At 67.3% G+C, this 21,649-nt stretch carries 26 protein-coding genes; 12 read left to right on the top strand and 14 right to left on the bottom strand.

Annotated elements, in window-relative coordinates:
- Positions 1 to 212: 212 nt before the first annotated feature.
- Positions 213 to 1,307 (bottom strand): DNA polymerase IV, encoded by a 1,095-nt coding sequence (dinB, locus tag RCF13_RS17920; protein ID WP_111201842.1) that lies wholly within the window; start codon positions 1,305 to 1,307, stop codon positions 213 to 215.
- A gap of 190 nt (positions 1,308 to 1,497) precedes the next feature.
- On the opposite strand from dinB, the gene fabA reads away from it, so the two are divergent.
- Positions 1,498 to 2,013: a 3-hydroxyacyl-[acyl-carrier-protein] dehydratase FabA gene (gene fabA / locus RCF13_RS17925; RefSeq protein ID WP_005415130.1), complete on the top strand. Its 516-nt coding sequence runs from the start codon at positions 1,498 to 1,500 to the stop codon at positions 2,011 to 2,013.
- Positions 2,013 to 3,221: a beta-ketoacyl-ACP synthase I gene (gene fabB, locus RCF13_RS17930; protein WP_005415129.1), complete on the top strand. Its 1,209-nt coding sequence runs from the start codon at positions 2,013 to 2,015 to the stop codon at positions 3,219 to 3,221. The genes fabA and fabB overlap by 1 nt, the downstream gene beginning before the upstream one ends.
- A 38-nt stretch (positions 3,222 to 3,259) precedes the next feature.
- On the opposite strand, the gene RCF13_RS17935 is transcribed toward fabB, so the two are convergent.
- Genes RCF13_RS17935 through RCF13_RS17945 form a run of 3 tightly spaced genes read right to left on the bottom strand, consistent with a single transcriptional unit; the run spans position 3,260 to position 5,702 of the window.
- Positions 3,260 to 3,943 carry an HAD family phosphatase gene (locus RCF13_RS17935; protein WP_061478640.1) on the bottom strand — a complete coding sequence of 228 codons (684 nt, stop codon included), beginning with the start codon at positions 3,941 to 3,943 and terminating at the stop codon, positions 3,260 to 3,262.
- Complete coding sequence (locus RCF13_RS17940) at positions 3,940 to 4,641, bottom strand: pseudouridine synthase (RefSeq protein WP_111201840.1); 702 nt, start codon at positions 4,639 to 4,641, stop codon at positions 3,940 to 3,942. Before RCF13_RS17940 ends, RCF13_RS17935 begins: the two co-directional genes overlap by 4 nt.
- Positions 4,638 to 5,702 (bottom strand): class I SAM-dependent methyltransferase, encoded by a 1,065-nt coding sequence (locus tag RCF13_RS17945; protein WP_134968958.1) that lies wholly within the window; start codon positions 5,700 to 5,702, stop codon positions 4,638 to 4,640. Before RCF13_RS17945 ends, RCF13_RS17940 begins: the two co-directional genes overlap by 4 nt.
- Positions 5,703 to 5,860: 158 nt before the next feature.
- Here RCF13_RS17945 and RCF13_RS17950 point away from each other — a divergent pair, with 158 nt between their 5' ends.
- A complete protein-coding gene (locus RCF13_RS17950) occupies positions 5,861 to 6,124 on the top strand; it encodes a hypothetical protein (protein ID WP_005415125.1) in 264 nt (87 codons plus the stop codon).
- A gap of 70 nt (positions 6,125 to 6,194) precedes the next feature.
- Here RCF13_RS17950 and RCF13_RS17955 read toward each other — a convergent pair whose 3' ends face one another.
- Together RCF13_RS17955 and RCF13_RS17960 are read right to left on the bottom strand one after the other, a co-directional pair.
- Positions 6,195 to 6,488 carry a DUF3247 family protein gene (locus RCF13_RS17955; protein WP_019660923.1) on the bottom strand — a complete coding sequence of 98 codons (294 nt, stop codon included), beginning with the start codon at positions 6,486 to 6,488 and terminating at the stop codon, positions 6,195 to 6,197.
- A gap of 43 nt (positions 6,489 to 6,531) precedes the next feature.
- A complete protein-coding gene (locus tag RCF13_RS17960; protein ID WP_308141426.1) occupies positions 6,532 to 8,520 on the bottom strand; it encodes an ATP-binding protein in 1,989 nt (662 codons plus the stop codon).
- 244 nt (positions 8,521 to 8,764) lie between these two features.
- Here RCF13_RS17960 and RCF13_RS17965 point away from each other — a divergent pair, with 244 nt between their 5' ends.
- Positions 8,765 to 9,343: a DUF3016 domain-containing protein gene (locus tag RCF13_RS17965; RefSeq protein WP_134968959.1), complete on the top strand. Its 579-nt coding sequence runs from the start codon at positions 8,765 to 8,767 to the stop codon at positions 9,341 to 9,343.
- Between the two features lie 95 nt (positions 9,344 to 9,438).
- On the opposite strand, the gene alr is transcribed toward RCF13_RS17965, so the two are convergent.
- Together alr and RCF13_RS17975 are read right to left on the bottom strand one after the other, a co-directional pair.
- Positions 9,439 to 10,506, bottom strand: coding sequence for an alanine racemase (gene alr / locus RCF13_RS17970; protein WP_061478637.1), 1,068 nt, complete (start codon positions 10,504 to 10,506; stop codon positions 9,439 to 9,441).
- Positions 10,485 to 11,789, bottom strand: a complete 1,305-nt coding sequence (locus tag RCF13_RS17975; protein WP_134968960.1) for a D-amino acid dehydrogenase — start codon at positions 11,787 to 11,789, stop codon at positions 10,485 to 10,487. The genes alr and RCF13_RS17975 overlap by 22 nt, the downstream gene beginning before the upstream one ends.
- A gap of 149 nt (positions 11,790 to 11,938) precedes the next feature.
- On the opposite strand from RCF13_RS17975, the gene RCF13_RS17980 reads away from it, so the two are divergent.
- On the top strand, positions 11,939 to 12,418 hold the full coding sequence (locus RCF13_RS17980; RefSeq protein WP_005407919.1) for a winged helix-turn-helix transcriptional regulator: 480 nt from the start codon (positions 11,939 to 11,941) through the stop codon (positions 12,416 to 12,418).
- Between the two features lie 50 nt (positions 12,419 to 12,468).
- Here RCF13_RS17980 and RCF13_RS17985 read toward each other — a convergent pair whose 3' ends face one another.
- Both RCF13_RS17985 and RCF13_RS17990 read right to left on the bottom strand, forming a co-directional pair.
- On the bottom strand, positions 12,469 to 12,648 hold the full coding sequence (locus tag RCF13_RS17985; protein WP_072167733.1) for a lana protein: 180 nt from the start codon (positions 12,646 to 12,648) through the stop codon (positions 12,469 to 12,471).
- Positions 12,649 to 12,790: 142 nt separating this feature from the next.
- The gene (locus tag RCF13_RS17990) at positions 12,791 to 13,162 is read right to left on the bottom strand and encodes a classical arabinogalactan protein 4 (RefSeq protein ID WP_308141427.1); all 372 of its coding nucleotides are present in this window, start codon (positions 13,160 to 13,162) and stop codon (positions 12,791 to 12,793) included.
- A gap of 140 nt (positions 13,163 to 13,302) precedes the next feature.
- Between RCF13_RS17990 and msrB the strand changes: the two genes are divergently transcribed.
- The 5 genes from msrB to RCF13_RS18015 all read left to right on the top strand — a co-directional run bounded on the left by msrB (position 13,303) and on the right by RCF13_RS18015 (position 16,539).
- A complete protein-coding gene (msrB, locus tag RCF13_RS17995; protein ID WP_005415117.1) occupies positions 13,303 to 13,770 on the top strand; it encodes a peptide-methionine (R)-S-oxide reductase MsrB in 468 nt (155 codons plus the stop codon).
- Positions 13,771 to 13,861: 91 nt separating this feature from the next.
- Positions 13,862 to 14,716, top strand: coding sequence for a flagellar motor stator protein MotA (gene motA, locus RCF13_RS18000; protein ID WP_134969288.1), 855 nt, complete (start codon positions 13,862 to 13,864; stop codon positions 14,714 to 14,716).
- Between the two features lie 3 nt (positions 14,717 to 14,719).
- Entirely contained in the window at positions 14,720 to 15,658 is a 939-nt protein-coding gene (gene motB, locus RCF13_RS18005; protein WP_308141428.1) for a flagellar motor protein MotB, read from the top strand.
- A 97-nt stretch (positions 15,659 to 15,755) separates the two neighbouring features.
- Positions 15,756 to 16,250, top strand: coding sequence for a hypothetical protein (locus tag RCF13_RS18010; protein WP_134969289.1), 495 nt, complete (start codon positions 15,756 to 15,758; stop codon positions 16,248 to 16,250).
- A 13-nt stretch (positions 16,251 to 16,263) separates the two neighbouring features.
- A complete protein-coding gene (locus tag RCF13_RS18015; protein ID WP_061478631.1) occupies positions 16,264 to 16,539 on the top strand; it encodes a DUF4031 domain-containing protein in 276 nt (91 codons plus the stop codon).
- Positions 16,540 to 16,633: 94 nt separating this feature from the next.
- Here the strand turns inward: RCF13_RS18015 and RCF13_RS18020 are convergent, their stop codons facing one another.
- Positions 16,634 to 17,176 (bottom strand): hypothetical protein, encoded by a 543-nt coding sequence (locus tag RCF13_RS18020; protein WP_134969290.1) that lies wholly within the window; start codon positions 17,174 to 17,176, stop codon positions 16,634 to 16,636.
- A 90-nt stretch (positions 17,177 to 17,266) separates the two neighbouring features.
- Here RCF13_RS18020 and RCF13_RS18025 point away from each other — a divergent pair, with 90 nt between their 5' ends.
- Positions 17,267 to 17,515 (top strand): DUF3297 family protein, encoded by a 249-nt coding sequence (locus tag RCF13_RS18025; RefSeq protein WP_005415112.1) that lies wholly within the window; start codon positions 17,267 to 17,269, stop codon positions 17,513 to 17,515.
- Between the two features lie 148 nt (positions 17,516 to 17,663).
- Here the strand turns inward: RCF13_RS18025 and RCF13_RS18030 are convergent, their stop codons facing one another.
- The 3 genes from RCF13_RS18030 to RCF13_RS18040 form a co-directional block, all read right to left on the bottom strand.
- Positions 17,664 to 19,313: a Na+/H+ antiporter gene (locus RCF13_RS18030; RefSeq protein ID WP_069140060.1), complete on the bottom strand. Its 1,650-nt coding sequence runs from the start codon at positions 19,311 to 19,313 to the stop codon at positions 17,664 to 17,666.
- Between the two features lie 117 nt (positions 19,314 to 19,430).
- Entirely contained in the window at positions 19,431 to 20,219 is a 789-nt protein-coding gene (locus tag RCF13_RS18035; protein ID WP_308141429.1) for a class III extradiol ring-cleavage dioxygenase, read from the bottom strand.
- 31 nt (positions 20,220 to 20,250) lie between these two features.
- The gene (locus RCF13_RS18040) at positions 20,251 to 20,661 is read right to left on the bottom strand and encodes a DoxX family protein (protein WP_010484130.1); all 411 of its coding nucleotides are present in this window, start codon (positions 20,659 to 20,661) and stop codon (positions 20,251 to 20,253) included.
- Between the two features lie 96 nt (positions 20,662 to 20,757).
- Between RCF13_RS18040 and RCF13_RS18045 the strand changes: the two genes are divergently transcribed.
- Positions 20,758 to 21,639 carry a LysR family transcriptional regulator gene (locus RCF13_RS18045; RefSeq protein WP_308141430.1) on the top strand — a complete coding sequence of 294 codons (882 nt, stop codon included), beginning with the start codon at positions 20,758 to 20,760 and terminating at the stop codon, positions 21,637 to 21,639.
- Positions 21,640 to 21,649: the final 10 nt, after the last annotated feature.

Here is a 21,649-nt window from a genome sequence, read left to right on the forward strand (position 1 = left end):
TGGGTCCGGTTGCGGGGGGCGCTGCAAGTACGTCCATGTAAGCTCGGTCGCCGCATCCATGCGGCTCACGCCCCCGCAACCGGACCCACCCCGCCTTCGACAGTTTCCCGCTATCTGTCGGAACCTGCTGCTGATGGTGGGTGCCGACCGTTGGTCGGCACGGGGTCAGAGCCCGTTGCTGCGCAACGGGCTCTGACCCCACTGTTTGATGATTAGGTATCTGTGGGTTTGTTCATGTCGTGCTCGAACAATTCCCCCTGCACCACCGGCTCCTTTTCGCGGAAGCCACCCAGCCCGACACCCACCAGCCGATAGCGCGTCTCCGCCGGCAGGTCGACGCGGGCGCGCAGGGCCAGTGCGATGTCGCGCAGTTCTTCCATCGACTCCGGCGGACGTTCCGGGGTGAAGCTGCGGGTGAGAATGCGGAACTGCGCGGTTTTCAACTTCAGCACCACGGTATGGCCGACACGCTCGGTCTTGCGGGTCGCCTTCCAGGTCTTCTCTGCCAGCTGCACGATGGCCTCGGTCAGGTCTTCCAGCAGCAGGTCTTCGGCGAAGGTGTCCTCCGAGGAAATCGACTGCACCTGCTGGTCCGGTTCCACCGGCCGCTCGTCGATGCCGCGTGCGCGGTTGTACAGGCTGCGGCCGAAACTGCCGAACGCTTCTTCCAGATCGATCAGTGCCCACTGCCGCAGGTCGCCGCAGGTGGCGATGCCGCGCGCGGCCAGCTTGCCTTCCATCACCTTGCCGACGCCAGGCACCCGGCTTACCGGCAACGGCAGCAGGAAGGCGTCCACCCGCTGCGGTGGAATCACGAACTGGCCATCGGGCTTGCGCCAGTCCGAGGCGATCTTGGCCAGGAACTTGTTCGGCGCGATCCCAGCTGAAGCAGTCAGGTTGGTCTCCTCACGGATCTGCATGCGGATGGTACGGGCGATGTCGGTCGCCAGTTCGATGCCGCTCTTCGGCTCGGTCACGTCCAGGTAGGCTTCATCCAGTGACAACGGTTCAACCAGGTCGGTGTGGCGCAGGAAGATCTCGCGCACCTGGCGTGACACCGCCTTGTAACGTGCGAAGTCGGGCGGCACGAAGATCGCATCCGGGCACAGGCGTTCGGCCCGCACTGCCGGCATGGCCGAACGCACACCGAACACGCGTGCCTCGTACGATGCCGCGCACACCACCGAGCGTGCGCCGCGCCATGCCACAACCACCGGCTTGCCGCGCAGTGACGGATCGTCGCGCTGCTCCACCGACGCGTAGAACGCGTCCATGTCAACGTGGATGATCTTGCGCAGTCGGGTCATGTCAGGTGGAAAAGGCGGGGCCGGGCCGGGTGGGCCACACGCCGAAGTATGGTCGTTGCACATCAACAGGATGCGCGTATTCCCTTGAAAACACTACGGTTGCGTACGGTTGAAATGTTTGATCGGGACAGTTTCCACGGGCATTCTCGGGCGCTTGTTTCCCTGTTCTCCGCTTCCAGGATTGTGCTTCATGACCCGTCTCCACGCGTTCAACCGCGAACAGCTGCTGGCCAGCGCACGCGGTGAACTGTTCGGCACCGCCGCCGGCCGTTTGCCCAACGACCCGATGCTGATGTTCGACCGCATCACCGACATCCGAGAGGACGGCGGACCGCATGGCAAGGGCATGGTACGCGCCGAACTGGATATCCGCCCGGACCTGTGGTTCTTCGGCTGCCACTTCATCGGCGACCCGGTGATGCCAGGCTGCCTGGGCCTGGATGCCATGTGGCAGCTGACCGGCTTCTTCCTGACCTGGCTGGGTGCACCCGGCAAGGGCCGCGCGCTGGGCTGTGGCGAGGTGAAGTTCACCGGCCAGGTACTGCCGGACGCCAAGCTCGTACGCTACGAGATCGACATCAGCCGGGTCATCAACCGCAAGCTGGTGATGGCCCAGTCGGACGCCCGCATGTACGTGGACGACCGCGAAATCTACAGCGCGCGCGACCTGCGCGTCGGCCTGTTCACCGAAACCGGGAGCTTCTGATGCGTCGCGTCGTCATCACCGGCATGGGCATCACGTCCTGCCTCGGCAATGATCTGGATACCGTTTCGGCCGCGCTGCGTGAAGGACGCTCGGGCATCACCGCCTTGGCCGACCACGCCGAAGCAGGCCTGCGCAGCCAGGTCGGTGGCCGCGTCGACCTCGACCTGGACGCCTTGATCGACCGCAAGCAGAAGCGCTTCATGAGCGACGCGGCGGCCTTCGCCTACCTGGCCATGCGCGATGCCATCGCCGATGCCGGGCTCAGCCCCGAGCAGGTCAGCAGCCTGCGCACCGGCCTGATCGCCGGTTCCGGTGGCGGCTCCAGCGAATGGCAGATCGGTGCCGTCGACCTGCTGCGCGAACGTGGCGTGCGCAAGGTCGGCCCGTACATGGTGCCGCGCACGATGTGTTCGACGGTCTCGGCCTGCCTGGCCACGGCCTACCAGATCAAGGGCGTCAGCTACTCGCTGTCGGCTGCCTGCGCGACCTCGGCGCATTGCATCGGCGCCGCTGCGGACATGATCCGGCACGGTGCGCAGGACATCATGTTCGCCGGCGGTGGCGAAGACCTGCACTGGTCGATGAGCGTGATGTTCGACGCGATGGGTGCCCTGTCGACCAGCTTCAACGAAACCCCGGCCAGTGCCTCGCGCCCGTACGACAAGGACCGCGACGGCTTCGTCATCGCCGGGGGTGGCGGCATGCTGGTGCTGGAGGATTACGACCACGCCGTCGCACGCGGTGCCCACATCCATGCCGAGCTGATCGGCTATGGCGTCACCTCCGACGGTGCCGACATGGTGGCGCCCTCCGGCGAAGGTGCGGTGCGCTGCATGAAGATGGCGCTGCAGGGTGTCGATCGCCCGCTGGACTACCTGAACACCCACGGCACCTCGACCCCGCTGGGCGATGTCACCGAGCTCAACGCGATCCGCGAAGTGTTCGGCGATGCGGTGCCGCCGCTGTCTTCGACCAAGGCGTTGTCCGGACACTCGCTCGGTGCAGCCAGCGTGCACGAGGCAATCTACTGCCTGCTGATGATGCGCGATGGCTTCGTTGCCGGTTCGGCCAACATCGGCGAGCTGGACCCGAAGGTGGAGAGCTTCCCGATCCTGCGCGAGAGCCGCGAGCAGAAACTGGATACGGTGATGTCCAACAGCTTCGGCTTCGGTGGCACCAACGCCGCGCTGGTGTTCGGGCGGGTGTGATGGGGACGGGCGTGCCGACCAACGGTCGGCACCCACCGTTACCCCGGCAGCAACGGCAGCAGCAGCGCGTGCGCGTCCACCAGGGATCCAACGATGCGGTGTCCCAGGGCACGCAGCTCTTCATCCGGATGCACCAGGTCAGGCACCTGGATCACGGTCATGCCGGCCGCCAGCGCCGCGCGCGTACCGGCCGGTGAATCCTCCAGCGCCAGGCAACGCCCGGGCACCTGCCCCAATCGCTGCGCGGCCAGCAGGTAGATATCCGGCGCCGGCTTCGGCCGCGCCACGTCGCCACTGGTGATCACCGCATCGAAATACGGCAGCAGGCCAGCAGCGGCCAGCTTGCGGTTGGCCCGCGGCTGCCGCGTGGTGGTGGCCACCGCCCGCGGTACCGCGTGCACTTTCAGCAGCTCCAGCAGTTCCAGGATGCCCGGACGCAACGGCAACCCGGTCTGTGTGCGTGCCTCATACAGGTCGTGGCAACGTGCGGCCACCGCATCGATCACGCTGTCCTCGATGCCCTGCGCGCGCAGCAGCGCGTGCGAATCGCGGTCGCCGAGGCCGACCATGCGCAGGAACACCGCCTCGTCCAGGCCCAGCCCGAATTCATCGGCGGCCTGGCCCCAGCAGGCCAGCGAGACACGCTCGCTGTCGATCATCAGGCCGTCCATGTCAAAGATGACGGCGTCGGGAAGAAACGGCAGCGCAGCGATGGGGGTCATGGAGCGAACAGCGTATCCAGGTCGGTAGGGGTGAGCTGCCGCCATTGCCCTTCGTCCAGCCCCTGCAGGTCCAGCCCGCCGACGCGGCTGCGGTGCAGGGCCTGCACGTGGTTGCCGGTAGCGGCGAACATGCGGCGTACCTGATGGTAGCGGCCTTCGTGCAGCACCAGCCGCGCACGGCGCGCATCCAGCACTTCCAGTTCAGCCGGCAGCAGGGGCGTCTTCTCCGATTCCAGCATCAGCGTGCCGCTGGCGAACAGCGCCACCTCGTTGCCGCGCAGGTCCTCGCTCAACTCGACCTCATAGACTTTCGGCAGCTTCGACTTCGGCGAGATGATCCGGTGCAGCAGGCCACCATCGTCGGTCAGCAACAGCAGGCCACTGGTCTCGCGGTCGAGGCGGCCGACCGTGGACAGCACCGGATCGCGGTCGCGGAAGCGCGGCGGCAACAGGTCGTAGATCAGGCGCCCGGTGTCCTTGGTCGAACAGGTGTAGCCAGCCGGCTTGTGCAGCGCGATCGACAGCCCCGGCGGTGGGTCCAGCGGCTCGCCATCGACCCGGATGGCGTCATGCGGCACCTGGTCGTCGGCATACAGCACCTCGCCATCGGCGTCGGTGACGCGGCCTTCGCGGAACATCCATTGCACCTGCTTGCGGCTGCCATAGCCCAGGTTGGCGATGTGCTTGACCAGCTTCACTTGCCCTTCCCCTTCACCGCTTCCACCAGCTTGAAACCGTCGCGCTCGGCGACCACGCGCACCGCGCCGAAGCTGTCGTTGAGGGTGTGCTCGTAAGGCAGGTGGCGGTTGGCCACCACGTACAGGCGCCCGCCCGGGCGCAACGCCTGCGCAGCCACGGCGATGAAGCGCTGGCCGATGTCCGGGCGGTCAGCGCGCGAAGGCGTGTGGAACGGCGGGTTGCTGATGATGACGTCGTAGCCCGGCTCGATGCCAGCGGTGACGTCCTGCCACAGGAAACGCAGCGGCAGCGGTCGCGGCGGCGGCGCCAGATTGAGCTCGGCCAGCGCCAGCGCGCGCTGCTCGGCCTCGTACAGGTCCAGCGCGGTGATCTTCGGGCAGCGTTCCAGAAGTTCGCGCGACAGATAGCCGTAGCCCGCGCCGAGGTCGGCGGCGCGTCCGGCCAGGTCGGCCGGCAGGTGTTCGGCCAGCAGCGCCGACGCCGGATCGATACGATCCCAGGCGAACACGCCCGGGCGGCTGAGGAAGCGACCGCCCACGATCGGGCGCACCGCATCCAGCGCCGACCAGCGCTTGGCCAAGTCAACGTCGTGCTGGCCCTGCAGCGGGGCGGTCCAGTACACGCGGCAGTGGTTCTTGGTCAGGCAGCCACCGAGGCCGGCCAACTGCTTGAGGTCGCCCTCGCCCGAACGCGCACCTTCGTTGTTGGACTGGCAGGCAACGATGCGGCCGCCATCGGCGACCAGCGCCAGCGCACGGGCGAACAGCGCACGAGCTTCTTCGCGCTGGCGCGGCGGCAGCACCAGCACCAACGGGTAGCGGCCCTTGCCGGCCGCGTCATCCAGCTGGCCGCTGACGGTCCAGCCGGCAGCCTGCTGCAGCGGTTGCGCGAACGGGGCGAAGCTCTGTTCGCAGTGCACCTCGCGGTTGCCGGCCACTTCGCGCAATGGCCAGCCATCGCGGGCACGCAGGAAGGCCACCGGGCCCTCCGGCCAGCGCAGGGCGCCTTGGGAGAACGGCAGGAGCAGGGTCTGCAGGGGGGCGTCGTCGCTGGAGGCCATCGGCGCGGGTACTTCAAGCGTGAGGGCCGTCCATTGTACCGGCTTGGCCGGGCCGGCCCCGGCGGCCCGCTTTGCGAAACCCGAACGGGGCCTTGATCCGCCAGAAACATTGAAACGTTCAGGGTAGAGGCTCCCCCCGGAAACCCAGGAGAACCTGCATGCGAGCCTTGTTCGTCGGTGGTGTGGTCGACAACAGTGAAATGGACCTGGAAGGCAGCCATCCGCCCGTGCACTACCCCGAGGATACCGGCGGCGGCCACTCGCGCTACCGGCTGCACCAGATCGGTCATGGTGCCGACGGCAGCGTGGCCTATGCGGTGTACGGCGCGCCGGACCTGGCTGATGACGAGGTGGCGAGGGTTGCAGAGGAGCGGGCGTACGCACGTCGATTCGAGGCGACGCCGACGTTGTTCGAGCACTGACACATCTGTAGCGCCCGAGCCCACGCTCGGGCGGCAGCAGAGCCGAGCGTGGGCTCGGCTCTACATCGGATCAAGGCGCCTTGGGTGGCAGGCGGTTGATACTGGCGATTTCATCCAGCCACACATGGTGCTGCTGCACCGGCGTGTCGTAGTCATCCAGGCGCAACTGGCCGTTGCTGCCTTCATCACCAGCGGCGTTGCGGTATTGCTGCACAGTTGGCCTCACCGCCACCGTGCCGAGCAGGCGGCGGCCATCGTGCAGAATCAGTTCCACCTGCGTTTCGCCATCCAGCTGCGGCAGCAGGGCTTCCAGGCGCGCGATCTGCGCCGGATCGGTGTGGATACGTGGAGCTATACGGGACATCGGCGACCTCCTGACTGCAGGGTCGCCGATCGGCCGTGAATGTTCAGTGCAGCGCGCTGTCCGCGCGCGGCACCTGCACCTTGCGCACGGCAGCCACCAGCTGCGCTACCGAGTACGGCTTGGCCACATGCTCCTGGAAGCCCGAGGCCAGCGCGCGGCGACGGTCGTCGGCACGCGCCAGTGCAGTCACCGCCACCGCAGGCAAGGTCGCCGCATCCACGCCCATGTCCTCGCGCAAGGTGCGCACCAGCCCATAGCCATCCATGCCCGGCATGCCGATGTCGGTCAGCAGCACGTGGTATTGCAGGTGGCCGGTGTCGGCCAGCAATGCCAGCGCTTCGCCGGCCGAGCTGGCCGCAGACACGCTGGCGCCCTGCTCTTCCAGCATGCGCCGCAAGTACTCCAGCACTTCCGGCTGGTCTTCCACCGCCAGCACATGCATGCCGCGCAGCGGATACGGCTCGACGATCACCGGCTCCAGGATCGGCCCGCTGATCACTTCGCGCAGCGGCCGCCGTTCGGCATCGGGAACATGCTGGGGCAGGCGCACGGTGAAGGTCGCGCCGTGGCCGTGGCCCTCGCTGGCCGCAGTGACCGTGCCACCATGCAGTTCGACCAGCTGCTGCACGATCGCAAGGCCCAGGCCCAGGCCGCCATGGCGGCGGGTGGTGGTGCCGTCGGCCTGGCGGAAGCGGCTGAACAGATGATTGAGGAATTCGGGTGCGATGCCATCACCGCTGTCACGCACGGTGATCTCCCAGTAGTTGCCGTCGGCCCGCAGCTGCAGGTCGATGCGGCCTTCAGCCGGGGTGAACTTGATCGCGTTCGAGAGCAGGTTCCAGAACACCTGCTGCAGGCGCGTGGCGTCGCCCAGCACCAGACTGGGTTGCGTGGGCAGCTGCAGGTGCACGTCCAGCGCCTTGCCTTCGGCCACCAGTTCCTGCGCGCCGATCGCCTCACCCAGCACCGCGCACAGGTCCAGCACTTCCACCTCCAGCTGCACCTTGCCCAGCAGCATGCTGCTGAGGTCGAGCATGTCCGAGATCAGCCGCTTCTGCGCACCGGCGCTGTTGGCGATCACGTTCAGGCCCTTGTACAGCGGACTGGTGTTGTCCACGCGCTGCAGAAGCAATTCGCTCCAGCCGAGGATGGTGGTCAACGGCGTACGCAGCTCATGCGACAGCGTGGCCAGGAATTCATCCTTCAGCCGCGCCATGTTTTCCGCAGCACTGCGCGCGGCACGCTCGGACTGCAGCAGTTCCTCGCGGGCCAGCTCGATCTCGCGGCGTTCGGTCACGTCCGGGCTGCTGCCGGCCAGGCCGATGAAGCGGCCCATGCGCGAGAAGCGCGGGCGGGCGTTCATCTCCAGCCAGCGCCACTGGCCATCGGCACGGCGTGCGCGCACGAGCGCGTGCATCGAGCGCTGCGCCTTCAATGCTTCCTGCAGTTCGTACTCGAAGACCGATGCGTCGTCCGGATGCACCAGGCCGCGCCAGACGTCCTCCGGCACGCGCGTCTCGTCACCGCCAAAGAACTCGCTGAAGGCACTGTTGACGAAACGGGCATGGCCGCGCTCGTCCAGCACCCACACCGGCATCGGCAGGCCATCGGCCAGCGCGCTGAAGCGGGCTTCGCTTTCGCCCAGCTCCACTTCCATCTGCTTGCGTGCGGTGATGTCGAAGAACAGGATGCCGACCTTGTCCTCGCCCGGCCGGCCCACGCGCACCGCATCCACCGCGAACGAGCGGCCCAGCGCACGCGCCTCCATCTCGAACTGGGCCGGGCGGTCGCTGCGTGCGACCTCGCCATAGATGCGGAACCAGTCCTGCTCATGGCCGGGCTCCAGCGCCGTCATGCGCTTTCCACGCGCATCCTTCAGCCCGGTGTGGCGCTCGAAGGCATCGTTGACCTCGATGAAGCGGTAGTCGACCGCACGATCACCCTCGAACAGCACCTGGATCACGCAGAAACCGGCGTTGATGCGCTCAAGCACGCCATGATGCAGGTCGGGTTCGGGCGCCGGCACCGTCATCGGTGGGCGCTCCACGAGGGGCGGCAGTGTGGACAAGGGTGTCTGTGCAGGCCAGGTTGGAGGCACAGCATGTTCCAAAGGGCGTATTCACAGCGTCAAGCGCCGTCAGTCATGGTTGACGTCGATGAATTGGCGGCAACCGCTCTTGCAGACGACGCATGCGGCCATTGCCGATACCGGGAAGCAGGATCACACTCGATCTGTGATCAACATCGCCCCCATCGAGGGGACGCAGGAGACCGTGATGAAACGCTCACTCGCGATTGCCCTGTTGGCAGGCGCCCTGTTGGCAGGCGCCCTGGCGGCGGGCGGCGCCAGCGCGGCCCCGCGCACCGTGACCGACCCGGAAGCTCCCCGCGCATTGCAGGCCGATGGCCCGGTCAGCGTGAAGTGGGACGATCCGGCCAAGTTCACCGAGATCCGCCAGAGTACCAACCGCTTCGAAGCCGAGCGTGGCGACTGGGTGCAGCAGTTGGCACGCTACCTGCAGACCGCTGCCGCCAAACCGCTGCAACCGGGACAGACGCTTGATGTGACCCTGGTCGACATCAAGCGCGCCGGTGACTACGAGCCGTGGCACGGCCCGCGCGGCCGCGACATCCGGATCATGCGCGACATCTACCCACCGCGGATCAGCCTGCAGTACACGCTGAAGGACGCCAGCGGCCGCATCGTCAGCGAGGGCGACGCGCGCCTGAGCGATACCGGCTACCTGCACAACATCGGCCTGAAGAGCGACAGCGATCCACTGCGCTACGAGAAGCGCCTGATCGACGACTGGGTGAAGCGGCAGCTGACAGCGCAGGCCACCGCAGCACGGTAGGCCGTAGGCCCATCGGCAGGTGTCGACCTTGGTCGACACGGATTCACAGCGCCGACCAGGGTCGGCCGCTACGGAAGCCGAGCGTGGGTTCGGCTCTACACGTACACCTTCGCCACGCGCTTGACCGCGCACGGCAGCTGGTAGGCACTGACGCCACAGCGCGGCGCCAGCTCTGACAGCGTCGGCGCGGAACCCCACAGCTCCACCACGCTGCCGATGCCGGCCTGCGGATGCGCGGTCAGGTCCACCGTCAACATGTCCATCGACACGCGCCCGATCAGCCCGCCGGGCTGGCCGTCGATCAGCACCGGGGTGCCGTTCGGGGCGAACTGCGGATAACCGTCGGCATAGCCAAGCGCGACCACGCCCACGCGGGTGCGCGCCTTGGCCACGAAGCGCGCGCCATATCCCACCGGTTCACCGGCTTCAATCCAGCGATCGGCGATCACCTTGGACTGCATCGTCATCACCGGGCGCAGTCGCGCGGTCAACGCGGTGTCATCCGGCAGCGGGTTGGCGCCGTACAGCATCAGGCCCGGGCGCACCCAATCGCTGCGCACCTCCGGCCAGCCCAGCAGCGCGGGCGAGTTGCACACGCTGGTCTCGCCTTCCAATCCATCAATGGCGCGCGCGAAGGTTGCGGCCTGCTCGCGGGTGCGCTCGCTGTCCAGTTCGTCGGCACGTGCCAGGTGGGTCATCAGCACGATGCGCTCGACCTGCGGCAGCGCCGACAGGCGTGCATGCGCGGCGCGGAAGCTGTCCACGTCCAGGCCGAGGCGGTGCATGCCGCTGTCCAGCTTCAGCCACACCGTCAACGGGCGCGGGCTGTCGAACGCCGCCAGTGCCTCCACTTGCCACGGCGAACCGACGGCGAACCAGAAGTCATGCTCGGCCACCAGCGCCATGTCGCTGGGCTCGAAGATGCCTTCCAGCAGCAGGATCGGCGCACGGATGCCGGCCTTGCGCAGCTCCAGTGCCTCTTCGATGGTGGCCACGCCGAATCCATCGGCCTCGCCCTCCAGCGCCTGCGCACAGCGCACCGCGCCATGCCCATAGGCATCGGCCTTGATGATCGCCAGGGCCTTGCCACCGCCCAGTTCACGGGCGAGCCGGTAGTTGCTGCGCAGGGCGTCCAGATCGATCAGCGCGCGGGCAGGACGCATGTGCGGTTCTCGTGTTGCGGCGCGTGACCGTACTGGCCGTAGCGGAAAATATCCAGGCCTTCGGTGCTGATCTGCGGCTGTCGCGCGCTCATCAGGTCGGCCAGGTAGCGGCCTGAGCCGCAGGCCATGGTCCAGCCCAGCGTGCCGTGTCCGGTGTTGAGGTACAGGTTGCGGAACGGCGTGGCGCCGATCACCGGCGTACCGTCCGGCGTAGCCGGGCGCAGGCCGGTCCAGAACTGCGCGCGCGACAGGTCGCCGCCCTTCGGATAGAGATCCCTGACCACCAGTTCCAGGGTCTCGCGGCGGCGCTGCGGCAGCGACAGGTCGAAGCCGGCCACTTCGGCCATGCCACCAACACGGATGCGGTCGTCGAAGCGGGTCACCGCCACCTTGTAGCTCTCATCGAGGATGGTCGAGGTCGGCGCCATCGCCGGGTCGGTGATCGGCAGGGTCAGCGAATAGCCCTTCAGCGGGTACACCGGCAGGCGCATGCCCAGCGGTGCGACCAGCGCTGGCGAGTAGCTGCCAAGCGCAACCACGAAGCGGTCGGCGGTTTCCAGCTTGCCGTCGATGCGCACGCCGGTGATGCGGTCGCCATCGAATTCCAGGCCGGTGATGTCCTGGTCGAAGCGGAATTCGACGCCGGCATCCACGCACATCTGCGCCAGGCGGCGGGTGAACAGCTGGCAGTCGCCGGTCTGGTCACGCGGCAGGCGCAGCGCGCCGACCAGGCCATCGACGTGGGCCAGGGCCGGTTCGGCCTGGATGATGCCGGCCCGGTCCAGCACCTCGTACGGCACGCCGTACTGGGCCAGGATCTCGATGTCCTGCGCCGAGGCATCCAGCTGCTGCTGGGTGCGGAACAACTGGGTGGTGCCCAGGTCGCGGCCTTCGAATTCGATGCCGATCTGCGCGCGCAGCTCGTTCAGGCAGTCGCGGCTGTACTCGGACATGCGCACCATGCGCGCCTTGTTGATCGCATAACGCTCGTGGGTACAGTTGCGCAGCATCTGCCACAGCCAGCGGTACTGGGCCAGGTCCATGCCCGGCTTGATCGCCAGCGGCGCGTGTTTCTCGAACAGCCAGCCGATCGCCTTCTTCGGCACGCCCGGCGCCGCCCACGGCGAGGTGTAGCCGAACGACAGCTGGCCGGCATTGGCGAAGCTGGTCTCCAGCGCTGGGCCGGGCTGGCGGTCGATGACCGTGACTTCAAACCCGGCCTGTCGCAGGTACCAGGCACTGGTAGTGCCGATCACGCCGCTGCCGAGAACTAGGACTCGCATGGGACTTCTCCAACCCGATCATTCCCTGCACTGGAGCGTGCCGGGGCCATAATTGGGGAAGTATAGACAGCCGATACCAGTTGATTTGCCTGAATTGAAATCAACCGGCAGGATGTTCTCCTGCAATTCATTCCCCAAGGTTGACGGCCATGGCCACCCGTACCCGCGAACTGGACAAGATCGACCGCAAGATCCTGCGCATCCTGCAGGCCGAAGGCCGCATCTCCTTCACCGAGCTGGGTGAGCGGGTTGGCCTGTCGACCACCCCGTGCACCGAGCGGGTACGCCGCCTGGAACGCGAAGGGGTAATCACCGGCTATCACGCCCACCTCGACCCGGCCGCGGTAAAGGCCAGCCTGCTGGTGTTCGTGGAGATCAGCCTGGCCTACAAGTCCGGCGACATCTTCGAGGAATTCCGCCGCGCCGCGCTGAAGCTGCCCAACGTGCTGGAATGCCACCTGGTGTCGGGCGACTTCGATTACCTGCTGAAAGCACGGATCAGTGAAATGGCCTCCTACCGAAAGCTGCTCGGCAGCACGTTGCTGACACTGCCGCATGTACGTGAGTCGAAGAGCTACATCGTGATGGAAGAGGTGAAGGAGACGCTGAGCCTGCCGATTCCGGATTGAAGCCGGCGATCAGGTCAGAGCCCGCAACGCGGGCTCCGACGCCGGATCCGTCAGCGTTGCTGCGGATGCTTCTGCGAGCGCTGCTCCTGCTGCTTGCCGCCCTTGTGCGGCGGCTGCGGCTCCATCTGCTGTTGTTGCTGTTGCTGCTGCGGGTTACGGCCCTGCGGTTCCTTGCCGGGATGACGGTTCTGCTGGTTTTTCATGGTCGCGATCCAGTGGACGAAGGACATGCGGCGGCGGGATGCCGACGCAGGGCCACGGTGGTCCCGCAACGGTTAATCGCAGGCGAAAAAGCAGTGATCGGCTGGATGCTGTTTTCGTGCGTTCAGCCCGCTCAGCGCCAGGTAGCAGCCAACCTTGGTGGCCCCGGACTCAGCGCTTGATCTGTTGCCCATCGCCGGCCGGCACGCTGTCGTAATAGCGGCCGGTGCGCGAATCGAACACGCGGTTCGGGCCGGCCGGGCGCACGCCCGGAACGATGCGGCCATTGCGGTCATAGACCTTGTCGGCCGGCTTCGGCACCGGCGCCGGCGCGACCCGGGCCGGACCGGTGGACTTGATCGGCTGCGCCGGCTGCGGCGACGGCAGCACCTGCGGTTGCGGGCGAGCGGCCTGTGGCGGTGGTGCCACGGGCTGCGGCGCCACGGTGGTCGCGCTGCGGGTCGCAGTCGGATCGGCGGTCGGCACCTGCGCCGGCGCCACGATGGGCAACAGGCCCAGCAGCAGGGGAAGGATCGGTTTCATGGCGCGCTCCGGCGTGGATCGCGTTCACCTTGCGCCTGCCCCTGTGTGCCGCCCATGAACGGCCATCACACTTGCAAGGTCGCGTCTTCACCCCCACGTTTTCCGCCATCCCCAGGCCATCAACCCCACGGAGCGCCGCCATGACCGCCTTCGACCTGACGCCCCCCACTGCCACCCAGACCGAGGCGCTGATCGCCGGCCTCAGCAGCGAGGAGCGCCGCGTGCTGCTGCAGCACGGCACCGAGGCGCCGTTCTGCGGCGTGTTCCTCGACAACAAGCGCGAGGGGGTCTACTGCTGCAGGCTGTGCGCGCTGCCGCTGTTCCGCTCCAGCACCAAGTTCGATTCCGGCACCGGCTGGCCCAGCTTCTTTGCCCCGTTCGACCCGGCGCACGTGCGCGAGATCCGTGATACCAGCCATGGCATGGTGCGCACCGAGATCACCTGCGCGCGATGCGGCAGCCACTTGGGCCACGTGTTCCCGGACGGCCCGCCGCCCACCTACGAGCGCCACTGCCTGAACTCCGTCTCACTTTCGTTCACCGGCAATGGCGAGCCCTGGCCCGATCCGTTGCAGCGTGGCGGCGCAGAAAGCGGCGTGGCGGGCTGAAACACCCCGCTGACCGATTTCACAGAATTCCCTCTTCAGAAAACCGGGTGATGGGCCGACAAGGAGATATCCCCGCTCCTTGCGTCGCCCCATGCTCATCATCGTTGGATTCCTGGTCGTCATCATCAGCGTGATCGGGGGCTACCTCGGTGCCCACGGCCGCCTGGGTGCCCTCTGGCAGCCCTACGAACTGGTCATCATCGGCGGCGCCGCGCTCGGCGCCTTCCTGGTCGGTACCCCGGCCAAGACGGTCAAGCAGACCCTGCAGGCCATGGTGGGTGTGTTCAAGGGCCCGCGCTACAAGCAGCAGGACTACATCGATGTGCTCAGCCTGCTCTATGAACTGCTCAACAAGGCCCGCCGCGAAGGCTTCATGGCGTTGGAAGACCATGTCGAGCGCCCGGCCGAAAGCGCGCTGTTCGGCAACTACCCCAAGGTGCAGGCCGACCACCACCTGATCGACTTCATCACCGACTGCCTGCGCCTGATGATCGGCAGCAACATCGAGCCGCATGAGCTGGAGCCGCTGCTGGAACTGGAGCTGGAAAAGCACCACGCCGAGGCCCTGGCACCCTCACAGGTGCTGACCAAGGTCGCCGACGGGCTGCCCGGTTTCGGCATCGTGGCCGCGGTGCTGGGCATCGTCATCACCATGGGTTCGATCGGCGGCGACATCGTCGAGGTCGGTGGCCACGTGGCCGGTGCGCTGGTCGGCACCTTCTTGGGCATCCTGCTGGGCTACGGCTTCGTCGGCCCGATGGCGGCCGCGATGGAAGCGCGCGCCGAGCAGGACAGCCGCATCTACGAATCGGTCAAGACCGCCCTGCTGGCCTGCCTGCGCGGCTACAACCCGAAGATCGCGCTGGAATTTGCCCGCAAGACGCTGCCGTCGAACGTGCGCCCGGCCTTCTCCGATTTCGAGCAGCACCTGAAGACGGTCAAGTAAGCCATGGCCGAGACCAAGCCCACCGTCATCGTCCGCCGGGTCAGGAAGGCCGGCCACGCCGCCCATCATGGTGGTTCGTGGAAGGTGGCCTATGCCGACTTCGTGACCGCGATGATGGCGTTCTTCCTGGTGCTGTGGCTGATGGCCACCACCAACAAGAACGACCGTGCGGCCATTTCCGAGTACTTCCGCAACCCCAGCCCGTTGAGCGGTCAGAGCGCCACGCCGGCGCCCGGCATGGCCGGCCCGGGCGGCGCCAGCACCTCGATGATCAAGCTGGGCGGTGCCACCGACATTTCGCGTGGCAACAGCAACGACCCGTTCCAGAACCAGAAGGAAGCGGTACCGCAGCCGGTGGACCAGCAGCAGCGCGACAAGCAGCAGCTGGAAGCACTGATGAAGGAGCTGCAGGAAGCGATCAGCAGGAGCCAGGCGCTGGAGCCGTTCAAGGACCAGCTGCTGCTGGACCTGACCCCGGAGGGCCTGCGCATCCAGATCGTGGACAAGCAGAACCGGCCGATGTTCGACCTCGGCAGCGCCACGCTGAAACCGTACACGCAGCAGATCCTGCACGAGCTGGCCAACTACCTGAACCACGTGCCGAACCGGATCAGCCTGACCGGCCACACCGACATCACTGCCTATTCGGCTGCACGTGGCTACGGCAACTGGGAACTGAGCGCCGATCGTGCCAATGCCGCCCGCCGCGCGCTGGTGGACGGCGGCCTGGAGGACAACAAGATCACCCGCGTGGTCGGCCTGTCTTCATCGGTGCTGTTCGACAGGGCCGACCCGCAGAACCCGATCAACCGCCGCATCAGCATCGTGGTGATGACCCAGGCCGCCGAAGCGGCCGCCCTGGCCGGCGCCGGCCCGCAGGTGGGGCTGTCGGCGCCGACCGCCGACCCGGATGTGCAGGCCGCGCAGGGTGAGGCGCACTGAACCGGGGTCAGATCCCTTTCCCGTGGAAAGGGATCTGACCCCACCTGCGCGCGGCCGCTACAATGGTGGTCTTTCCGTTTCCAGGTGACCCCACCCCATGTCCCAGAACTCCAAGGCCAAGCGCGACAAGCGCAAGAAGCAGCAGGCCAAGCGCCCGTTCCTGCGCCTGAATGCCCAGCAGCAGGTGCAGAACCATGCCGTGCTGACCAACGAAGACGGCCAGGTGGTCGCCGCCATCGGCCTGCAGGGCCGCGAATGGCTGCTGGCCATCGGTGGCCAGACCATGGGCAACGCCGAGAACCCGGTGCCGATGCTGGCCATGCTCAAGCACCTGTCCAACGTGCAGGAGAAGGAAGGCCGCAAGGTCAACCTGGAGTACTCCGAACTGCTGCAGAAGCTGCTGGACACCCTGGCCGCTGAATCCGGCCAGACCGCTGACGAGTATCTGGACAAGCTGGTGTCCGAGTTCGAGACCGTGGAAGCCGAAGAAGGCGAAGAAGCCGCTGAGGCCGCCGAAGGCGATGTGGTTGAAGCTGCTGCCGACGCCGAGGCCCCCCCGGCCGCTGACAGCGACAGCAAGCCGCAGGCCTGAACCGGCCGCGGCGGTGACGGTCTACGTCGATGACGCGGTGCATCCCTGGCGCGGACAGCGCTGGGCGCACCTGATGGCCGACACCCTGGCCGAGCTGCACGCGATGGCGGCGCAGCTCGGCATCCCCCCGCGGGCCTTCCAGAACAAGGCCAGCGGTGCCCATTACGATGTCACGGTCGAGCTGCGCGCGCAGGCGATCGCGCTTGGCGCGCGAGCGATTTCCCGGCACACCGAGCGCGAACTGGTCAAGGCGGTGATCGCCAACGCCCGGGCGCAATACCGGCCGTAGGCTCGGCTGCCGTGTGCCTCCTGTAGTGCCGAGCCGATGCTCGGCTGCTCTACGCGAAATGCAGCCGAGCGTGGGCTCGGCTCTACAGGCCCGATCAGAACGGGTCGCTGCCCAGCCGGATTTCCACGTTCAGCAGCGAGCACAGCGCCAGCATCGCGTCGTCGTCACGGGTCAGCGCCATCACGCCGGTGAAGCCGTCGCGGCCGGCATCCACGCTCCACAGCGTGTAGTTGTGCTCGCGCAGGCGGTCGAAGGCGGTGGCCATCAGCTGCACGCCGTCCAGGCCTTCGGCAAAGTCCTCGTCGTCCAGGTCGCCACCCCAGTCCAGCTGCAGGTTGAAGCGCGCCGACAGCTCGTTGACCGCCGACTGCAGCGATTCCAGGTCGTCGCGCTCCACATCGAAACCGGACTGCCAGGCGATGGCGGTGAACAGCGCCGGCAGCCAGTCGCTGTCCGCTTCCAGCGGCTGCCCGTCCTCGGACAGGTGCTCGCGCCAGCGGTTGAACTGCTGCAGGGCCAACTCTTCGTCGCCCGGGTTGATCAGCACCAGCAGGTTCCAGACCCGCGCCTCGAATCCATCCTCGTCGAAGTCGTGGATGTCTTCCTCGAAGTCGAAATAGTCGCTGTTGTCGGGCATGGCGGAACGTCCTCTGGGGCAGGCCGGCATTCTACGGTTTATCCTGTGCCGCTGAAGCCGGCCTTGGTGGCCGTCACTGTGAATGAAGCGATGAGCGATACCCCTCCCGACCACCTGGCGATCAACCCGGCCAGCCCCTTCCATGATGCACAGGCGCTGGAGCGCGGCGTCGGCGTGCGTTTCAACGACGTCGAGCGCGACAACGTCGAGGAATACTCGGTCAGCGAAGGCTGGATCCGCGTGCAGGCCGGCAAGGCCCGCGACCGCCGTGGCAACCCGATGACCATCAAGGTCAAGGGCAAGGTCGAGGTGTATTTCCTGGACCAGAAGCCGGAATAACCGGCCCCGGCATGTAGAGCCGAGCCTGTGCTCGGCTGCTTTTCGTTCCGGGTTCATGACGCCTGAAGCAAGCGCAGCCGAGCATGGGCTCGGCTCTACATGCCAGGGCGGAATCCGCGTCAGCGTCTGCAACGCCCGGTCCCAGGCGTCATTCGCGCTTGCGCGATTCCAGCAGGTCCAGGTTGCGGATCAGGCGCCGCGAGATCTCGTCGGAGATCACCCCGCGCCGGGTCAACCGGAACAGTTCCTCGCGCTCGGCATTGAGGCCGGCGCTGCGCAGCTGGCGGTACCCCAGCTCCATGCGCCGCACCTTCTCCGGGTCCACGTCGGGCCCGTCGTTGTCCTTCTCCAGGTGCCGCTGGTACAGCAGGCTCACCCGCGAGGCAGCGTCGTTGTACAGCTGCACGTTCTCAGTGTTCTGGTTCATCACCAGCTGCTGGCGCATGCGCTCGACCCCGGCCAGCGCGGCCTTGGACGACAGCCGGCGTGCCAGGTCCTCTTCCTTGCGCTCGCCCGAATCGGCCGGCAGCTGCAGGCCCTTCAGCAGCTGCGGCAGCGCCACGCTGGCGCCGACCAGCGAGAACAGGATCACCGCCGCGGCCAGGAAGATCACCAGGTCGCGTGCTGGGAACGCACTGCCATCGGGCAGGAACAGCGGCAGGGTCAACACACCGGCCAGGGTGATCGCACCGCGCACACCCGCCACCGAGGTCGCCACCACGATGCGCCAGTTCGGTGCCTCGCCCCGCTCCAGGCCGCGACGACGCGCGCGCAGCAGGTTCCAGCGCAGCGACAGCCATACCCACAGCAGGCGCAACAGGATCAGTGCCAGGTTGATCACCACCACGTACACCAGCAGCCACCATGCACTCTGGTGGCCGGACTCGTTCATGGTGGTGGTGGCGCGTTCGACGATGCCGGGCAGCTGCTCGCCCAGCAGCACGAACATGATGCCGTTGAAGCTGAACTGCAGCATGTTCCAGACGCCCGCGCGCTGTACGCGCATGCTGCCGGAGACACGGCCGGTCAGCTCGACGTAGCTCATCGCGATGCCGGCCGCCACGGCAGCCAGGATGCCCGAGGCATGGATCTCTTCGGCCAGCAGATAGGCCGCGAACGGGATCAGCAGGTTGACCAGCATCGCCGCACCCGGTTCCTCGCCGAAGCGGCGCCACAGCCAGCGCTGGAACGTGGACACGCCGAGGGTAACCGCCACGCCCACGGCCAGGCCGGCCACCGCCACCCACACGAAGGTCAGCGAGGCCGTGGCCAGCGAGAAGGAACCGGTCATCACCGCCGCCACCGCGAAGCGGAAGCAGACCAGGCCGGACGCATCGTTGAGCAGCGACTCGCCTTCCAGGATGTGCATCAGTCGCTTGGGAATCGGTGCCTTGGAAGCGATCGCGCCGACCGCCACCGGATCGGTCGGCGAGACGATGGCGGCCAGCGCGAAGCACACCGCCAGCGGCATCACCGGAATCATCCAGTGGATCAGCAGGCCGGCACCGATGACGGTGAACACCACCAGGCCGAACGCCAGTTCGAGGATCGCGCCCTTGTCGCGGAACAGGCCCTGCTTGGGGATGCGCCAGCCATCAAGGAACAGCAGCGGCGGCAGGAACAGCAGGAAGAACACTTCCGGCTCCAGCGCGTGGCCGCGGTTGAACACCCCGGCGATGACCGCGCCCAGGCCGATCTGCACCAGCGGCAGCGGCAACGAGAACGGGAGGACGCGAACCAGGTAGCCGCTGGCGACAACGGCCACCAGCATCGCCAGGACGACTTCAATGGTATGCATGCTTCTTCCAGGAAGCGGCGCGCGGGGAGGCTCGAAGGCCAGCGCCGGAAACCCGGAAAAAACTACCACATGCGGCCATGAGCGCGACGGCCGGGGCGGTCGCGCGTCAGCCCCGGCTCATGCCCCGTCGAAGCGGTACAGGTCCATGGCGAGGAAGCCGGCGTCGATGCCGGCATCGATGCGCCGCGCACCGAAGCTGTCCTCGCCGGCTGCGCCCATCGCGAAGAACAGCGGCAGCAGGTGCTCGTCGGTCGGGTGCGCGCGTTCGGCGAACGGCGCCTGCCGGCGGTAGTCGAACAGGGCCTGGCGATCATCGGCGGCCAGGCGCTGCTCGACCCATTCGATGAAGGGCCGCACGTACGGCGCTTCCTTGCCGTCCTGGTAGTCGCCCCAGTCGTGCAGGTTGTGGGTGATGCTGCCCGAGCCGACCAGCAGCACGCCCTGCTCTCGCAGTGGCGCCAGCGCGCGGCCCAGCGCGAACTGGTGCCCGGGGCCGAGCAGCGGCTGGATCGACAGCGGCACCACCGGGATGTCGGCTTGCGGGCGCAGCAGCCGCAGCGGCACCCACGCGCCATGGTCGAGGCCACGCTGAGGGTCGAGCGCCACCGGCAGGCCGGCAGCGGCGATGCGGCGGGCCACTTCTTCGGCCAGCGCCGGATCACCCGGCGCCGGGTACTGCAGTTCGAACAGCGCGCGCGGGAAGCCACCGAAGTCGTGGATGGTGGGCGGCTGCGGATGCGCGCCGACCAGCGGCTGCCGGCCCAGCCAGTGCGCCGAGGCCATCACGATGGCACGCGGCGTCGGCAGGTCGCGCGCCAGCTCGGCCAGGCGCACACCGACCTGGCCCGGATGCAGGGCAGTCATCGGCGAACCATGGGAGATGTACAGCGAAGGCAGGCGGGACATGGAATGCTCCAGTTGCAGGATCAGGCGGCGATCAGCGCGAACGCAGGGTCCACTTGCCATCGCCGACCAGGAACAGCACCACCAGCGCCAGCGCCCAGAACGCCGGGTATTCCCAGCCGCCGCCGGCATTGGCGAAACCGAAACCGTTGGCGCCGTGCACGGTGACGATGGTGCCCAGCAGCAGCGGTACGCCGACCAGGCCCACCCAGCGCGCATAGACGCCCAGCAACAGCGCGACAGTGATCACCAGCTCGACGCCGATGGTGAGGTAGCCGAGCACGCCGGGCAGGCCCAGCGACTCGAAGTACGCCGCCGTGCCGGCCGGGGTGAATACCAGCAGCTTGGTCAGCGCATGGGCCAGGAACAGCACGCCCAGGGCCAGGCGCAGCAGGGTGGCGCCATACGGCGCCAGCGGCGAAACAGGAGCGGTCGTGGTGTGCATGGCAAAGCACCTTGAAGGGAGTGGGCACAGGTTATTGCGCCTTCACGGACTGATAAATACGATCGATTGACCGTATTTATTTCAAAAGGCGCAACAATGGATACCCTCGAGGCGATGCGCGTGTTCGTGGCGGTGGTCGAGCGCAATGGCTTCAGCGCCGCCGCCCAGGCTCTGGACATGTCCACCGCCGGCGTCACCCGCCAGGTCGCCGCGCTGGAAAAGCGCCTGTCCACCCGCCTGCTCCACCGCACCACGCGCCGGGTCAGCCCGACCAGTGCCGGCGCCGCCTACTACGCACAATGTGTGCGCCTGTTGGCCGAGTTCGACGCGCTGGAGGCCAGCATCGGTGCGCAGGCGCTGGAGCCCTCGGGCACGCTGCGCATCAACGCACCGGTCAGCTGGGGCATCGCCCGCCTCGGCCCGCTGCTGGCCAGCTACCGCGAACGCTTCCCGCAGGTGGAACTGGACCTGGCCCTGTCCGACCGCCTGGTGGACATGGTCGAGGAAGGCTACGACGTGGCCATCCGCATCACCCGCGAGCCGAGCCCGGCGCTGATCGCGCGCCGGCTGGGCGAATCGCGGGTGAGCCTGTGCGCGGCGCCGGCCTACCTGGCTGCACGCGGTACCCCACAGACGCCGCAGGACCTGCAGAATCACGCGTGCCTGAGCTACAGCTACTGGGCCGCTGGCGACCACTGGCCGCTGCAGGGACCCGGCGGTGAAGTGAAGGTGGCGGTGAACAGCCTGCTGCACGCCAACAACGGCGACGTGCTGCGCGAAGCGGCGATCGCCGGCATGGGGGTGATCCTGCAACCCGACTTCCTGCTGGAAGACGCGCTGGCCGATGGCCGCCTGGTGCGCGTGCTACCGGAATGGGAGGCCTCGCCGATCGGCATCTTCGCGGTGTATGCCAGCCGTAGCCACCTGGCGCCGAAGGTGCGCAGTTTCATCGACCACCTGGTGGAGGCCGGGGTGTAGCCGAGTCTCG

The sequence above is a fragment of the Stenotrophomonas maltophilia group sp. RNC7 genome (genome assembly GCF_030910085.1).
GTDB classification, from domain to species: domain Bacteria; phylum Pseudomonadota; class Gammaproteobacteria; order Xanthomonadales; family Xanthomonadaceae; genus Stenotrophomonas; species Stenotrophomonas sepilia.

Bases quoted from the DNA above. Each gene is read 5' to 3' on its own strand.
- dinB (WP_111201842.1), bottom strand. From the start codon at position 1,307: ATGACCCGACTGCGCAAGATCATCCACGTTGACATGGACGCGTTCTAC.
- fabA (WP_005415130.1), top strand. From the start codon at position 1,498: ATGACCCGTCTCCACGCGTTCAACCGCGAACAGCTGCTGGCCAGCGCA.
- fabB (WP_005415129.1), top strand. From the start codon at position 2,013: ATGCGTCGCGTCGTCATCACCGGCATGGGCATCACGTCCTGCCTCGGC.
- RCF13_RS17935 (WP_061478640.1), bottom strand. From the start codon at position 3,943: ATGACCCCCATCGCTGCGCTGCCGTTTCTTCCCGACGCCGTCATCTTT.
- RCF13_RS17945 (WP_134968958.1), bottom strand. From the start codon at position 5,702: ATGGCCTCCAGCGACGACGCCCCCCTGCAGACCCTGCTCCTGCCGTTC.
- RCF13_RS17950 (WP_005415125.1), top strand. From the start codon at position 5,861: ATGCGAGCCTTGTTCGTCGGTGGTGTGGTCGACAACAGTGAAATGGAC.
- RCF13_RS17955 (WP_019660923.1), bottom strand. From the start codon at position 6,488: ATGTCCCGTATAGCTCCACGTATCCACACCGATCCGGCGCAGATCGCG.
- RCF13_RS17960 (WP_308141426.1), bottom strand. From the start codon at position 8,520: ATGACGGTGCCGGCGCCCGAACCCGACCTGCATCATGGCGTGCTTGAG.
- RCF13_RS17965 (WP_134968959.1), top strand. From the start codon at position 8,765: ATGAAACGCTCACTCGCGATTGCCCTGTTGGCAGGCGCCCTGTTGGCA.
- alr (WP_061478637.1), bottom strand. From the start codon at position 10,506: ATGCGTCCTGCCCGCGCGCTGATCGATCTGGACGCCCTGCGCAGCAAC.
- RCF13_RS17975 (WP_134968960.1), bottom strand. From the start codon at position 11,789: ATGCGAGTCCTAGTTCTCGGCAGCGGCGTGATCGGCACTACCAGTGCC.
- RCF13_RS17980 (WP_005407919.1), top strand. From the start codon at position 11,939: ATGGCCACCCGTACCCGCGAACTGGACAAGATCGACCGCAAGATCCTG.
- RCF13_RS17985 (WP_072167733.1), bottom strand. From the start codon at position 12,648: ATGTCCTTCGTCCACTGGATCGCGACCATGAAAAACCAGCAGAACCGT.
- RCF13_RS17990 (WP_308141427.1), bottom strand. From the start codon at position 13,162: ATGAAACCGATCCTTCCCCTGCTGCTGGGCCTGTTGCCCATCGTGGCG.
- msrB (WP_005415117.1), top strand. From the start codon at position 13,303: ATGACCGCCTTCGACCTGACGCCCCCCACTGCCACCCAGACCGAGGCG.
- motA (WP_134969288.1), top strand. From the start codon at position 13,862: ATGCTCATCATCGTTGGATTCCTGGTCGTCATCATCAGCGTGATCGGG.
- motB (WP_308141428.1), top strand. From the start codon at position 14,720: ATGGCCGAGACCAAGCCCACCGTCATCGTCCGCCGGGTCAGGAAGGCC.
- RCF13_RS18010 (WP_134969289.1), top strand. From the start codon at position 15,756: ATGTCCCAGAACTCCAAGGCCAAGCGCGACAAGCGCAAGAAGCAGCAG.
- RCF13_RS18020 (WP_134969290.1), bottom strand. From the start codon at position 17,176: ATGCCCGACAACAGCGACTATTTCGACTTCGAGGAAGACATCCACGAC.
- RCF13_RS18025 (WP_005415112.1), top strand. From the start codon at position 17,267: ATGAGCGATACCCCTCCCGACCACCTGGCGATCAACCCGGCCAGCCCC.
- RCF13_RS18030 (WP_069140060.1), bottom strand. From the start codon at position 19,313: ATGCATACCATTGAAGTCGTCCTGGCGATGCTGGTGGCCGTTGTCGCC.
- RCF13_RS18035 (WP_308141429.1), bottom strand. From the start codon at position 20,219: ATGTCCCGCCTGCCTTCGCTGTACATCTCCCATGGTTCGCCGATGACT.
- RCF13_RS18040 (WP_010484130.1), bottom strand. From the start codon at position 20,661: ATGCACACCACGACCGCTCCTGTTTCGCCGCTGGCGCCGTATGGCGCC.
- RCF13_RS18045 (WP_308141430.1), top strand. From the start codon at position 20,758: ATGGATACCCTCGAGGCGATGCGCGTGTTCGTGGCGGTGGTCGAGCGC.